This window comes from Actinoplanes sp. NPDC048791, from assembly GCF_040650095.1.
Lineage (GTDB): Bacteria > Actinomycetota > Actinomycetes > Mycobacteriales > Micromonosporaceae > Actinoplanes.
This window is the reverse complement of the sequence record NZ_JBEZGQ010001004.1, coordinates 1-3,000: the sequence shown is the minus strand read 5'-3', so window position 1 is coordinate 3,000 and position 3,000 is coordinate 1. Positions and strand designations below refer to the sequence as shown.

Genomic DNA, 3,000 nt, shown 5'->3' with positions numbered 1-3,000 from the left:
GCGGCGACGGGGTTGTTGAGCGCGGTACTGCTGGCGGTGACGGTGGCGGTGGCCGTACCGGCCCGGACGCCGGGGATCGCGGGGGAGCGCAGCATCGCCGAGCTGACCCGGATCGACGCGGGCGGCCACCGGCTCGGCGCACTGATCCGGGGCGTCGACCGGTCGGCACCCGTGCTGCTGTTCGTGCCCGGGGCGCCGGGCGGCTCGGAACTGGGCGCGGCCCGGCGCCACCTGGCCGAGCTGGAGAAGCGGTTCGTGGTGGTGACGCTGGACCGGCGCGGCGGAGGCTCGTCGTACCCCGTTCTGGATCCGACCGCGACAGTGACGGTGGACAGTGCGGTCGCGGACGTCATCGCCGTCACCGAGGCGCTGCGCCGCCGGTTCCACCAGGAGAAGATCTTCCTGCTCGGGCACTCCGGCGGCTCGATCCTGGGCGTGCTGGCGGTGCAGCGGCGGCCCGAGCTGTACCGGGCGTACATCGGCGCCGGGCAGGCTGTTGATCTGCCCGCGAGCGACAAGATCTTCTACGCCGACATCCTGGCCTGGGCGCGAGCCACGGGCCGCGAGGAGCTCGTCCGTACGCTGACCGCGCTCGGGCCGCCGCCGTACCGGGACGTCTACTCGTACGAGCCGATCATGCTGTACGCGAACCAGGTCTACGACTACGACCACTCGGGCAACGCGCCCGGGGCGGGTGACCCCTTCGACGGCATCGACGCCTCGGAGTACACGCTGTTGCAGAAGGCGCACACCGTCAACGCCGTGCTGGACACCTGGAACGCGCTCTACCCCCGGATGCAGAGCGTGGACCTGCGCCGCGACGTGTCCCAGCTGGAGGTGCCGGTCTACTTCGTGCAGGGCGCCCACGAGATGCGGGGCCTGGCCGTCCTCTTCACCCCCTGGTACGAGGCACTGCGGGCGCCCGGCAAGCGGCTGACCGTGGTGCCGTCCGGTGGTCACCGGGCGTTCCTGGAACAGCCGCGCCGCTTCGCCGAGGTGATGGACGAGGTGCTGGCTCAGGCCGGGGGCAGCACCCGGTAGGTGAGGTGGGTGACCAGCGACGCCGAGCGGCCGGAGAGCTGCTCCAGGCGTACCGGCGGAATCCCGTCGAAGAGCCGCTCACCCCGGCCCAGCACCACCGGCGCGATGTGCAGGCGCAACTCGTCGAGGATGCCGGCGGCGAGGGCCTGGTTGATCGTCGAGGCGCCGCCGGCCACGGAGATCCGTCCGTCGCCGGAGGCCTCGCGGGCCCGGGCGAAAGCCTCCTGAAGGCCGCCGGTGACGAAGGAGAACGTGGTGCCGCCCTGCATCACCAGGTCGGCGCGCGGGTGATGGGTAAGAACAAAGACCGGCTTGTGGTACGGCGGATCCTCGCCCCACCAGCCGCGCCAATCCGGATCCCAGTCGCCGCGCCCGGGGCCGAACATGTTGCGCCCCATGATGAACGCGTCGGCGGCGGTGATCGCCGCCAGTTCGGCGGTGTTCTCGTCCGGGGTGTCGAACATCCAGCGGTGCAGCTGCTCGCCGCCCTCGCCGATGGGGTCCTGCCGGCTCTGCCCGGGCCCGGCCACGAAGCCGTCCGCGGAGACGGCGGGGTCGGAGGTCACGTACGCCATGGTCGTTGTCCTCTCAAAACCGGTTGTTATCTGCAATCGGTTTGGACCGTACCGGATACCGGTTGTAGACTGCAACCGGTACGGCGTGGTGCGGTCTGTACCAGCGAGGAGCGACGATGACCGAGGAACACCGGTCCGGGTGCCCGATCAACCTGTCCCTCGAGGTCCTCGGGGACAAATGGTCGCTGCTGATCATCCGGGACATGATGTTCGGCAACCGCCGGCACTTCCGGGCGCTGCTGACCGAGAGCGAAGAGGGCATCGCGTCCAACATCCTGGCCGACCGCCTCCAGCGGCTGACCGCGCTCGGCATGCTGACCTCGGCGCCCGATCCCCGGCACAAGCAGCGCATCCTGCTCAGCCTGACCGAGCCCGCCATCCAGCTCGTACCGGTGCTCGCCCACCTCGGCGCCTGGGGCCGCCGGCACCTGCCGGTCACCCGCGAGCTGGCCATCCGGGCCGAGCTGCTGGAACGCGGCGGCCCGGCGCTCTGGGAAGACTTCATGGCCGAGCTGCGCGAGCTGCATTTGGGCGTCCCCCGCCCGGCCGGCACCGAGTCGGTGCTGGCCCGGCTCACCGCCGCCTACCAAGCCGAAGTGGCCCGGGGCGAAGCCGCTTAACCCTGGCCCTGGGCAGCCGCGTCACCCCGGCCTGGTCCGGAGCGGGGCCGCGTGACCACCGGCCTGTTCGGAGCGGGGCCGCGTAAGCGCCGCTCAACCCGGCCCGGCCCTGGGCAGGGCCGCCGCGTCACCCCGGCTTGGCCCGGAGCGGGGCCACGTAAGCGCCGGTTAAACCCCGGCCTGGCCCTGGCAGGGCCACCGCTCGACCGCCGGCTTTGCCCGGAGCGAGGCCGCGTGCCCACCGACGTGGCCCGGAGCTTGGCCGCGTAAGCGCCGGATGTGCCGTCCGCGACCCGGGCGGGAACCAGGCTCGCGCGCCTGCGCGTCCAAGCGCGGACTGCCCTCGTGCGATCCCGGAGGCCCACCATGCCCGTCCGCCGCGCCCGCCCGTCATCCGCCCTGCTCAACACCGCGATCCTGCTCGGTCCCGTGATCCTGCTCGCCACCGCGGTACGTCGGCCACGCCGACGAAGTGACCGGGTGGACACCGCGGCCGCGACCGTTCCCGATCTGATCGGCCGCGACGTAGCACGCGTCGACAAACTGGCCGGTGACGCCGGCGTGGTGCCGATCCTGAGCTACCGCCCTCGAGCCCGGCAGGCGCCCGGCACCGTGGTGGCGGTCCATCCCGCCGCCGGGTCAGCGGTGCGGCGGGGCAGCACGATCCAGGTCTCCGTGGCGGGCCGCCCGACCGCCGACCTCGACGGCCGGGTCGCCGCCGACCGCCGCCGCTTCGTCGGGCTCGGCGCCGACCCGGACGGGAC

The 3,000-nt window shown here is 72.7% G+C and carries 4 protein-coding genes; 3 read left to right on the top strand and 1 reads right to left on the bottom strand.

The window, feature by feature from the left end; translation table 11 throughout:
* Window positions 1-1,041: alpha/beta hydrolase (locus AB0C29_RS41200; RefSeq protein ID WP_360832625.1), on the top strand; the 1,041-nt coding region annotated here is incomplete at its 5' end.
* On the opposite strand, the gene AB0C29_RS41195 is transcribed toward AB0C29_RS41200, so the two are convergent.
* A complete protein-coding gene (locus AB0C29_RS41195) occupies window positions 1,017-1,616 on the bottom strand; it encodes a dihydrofolate reductase family protein (RefSeq protein ID WP_360832622.1) in 600 nt (199 codons plus the stop codon). The genes AB0C29_RS41200 and AB0C29_RS41195 overlap by 25 nt on opposite strands.
* A gap of 116 nt (window positions 1,617-1,732) precedes the next feature.
* On the opposite strand from AB0C29_RS41195, the gene AB0C29_RS41190 reads away from it, so the two are divergent.
* Entirely contained in the window at window positions 1,733-2,236 is a 504-nt protein-coding gene (locus tag AB0C29_RS41190) for a helix-turn-helix domain-containing protein (RefSeq protein ID WP_360832619.1), read from the top strand.
* Between the two features lie 366 nt (window positions 2,237-2,602).
* Window positions 2,603-3,000, top strand: a 398-nt coding sequence (locus AB0C29_RS41185; RefSeq protein ID WP_360832616.1) for a PASTA domain-containing protein, incomplete at its 3' end; no start/stop codon positions are given.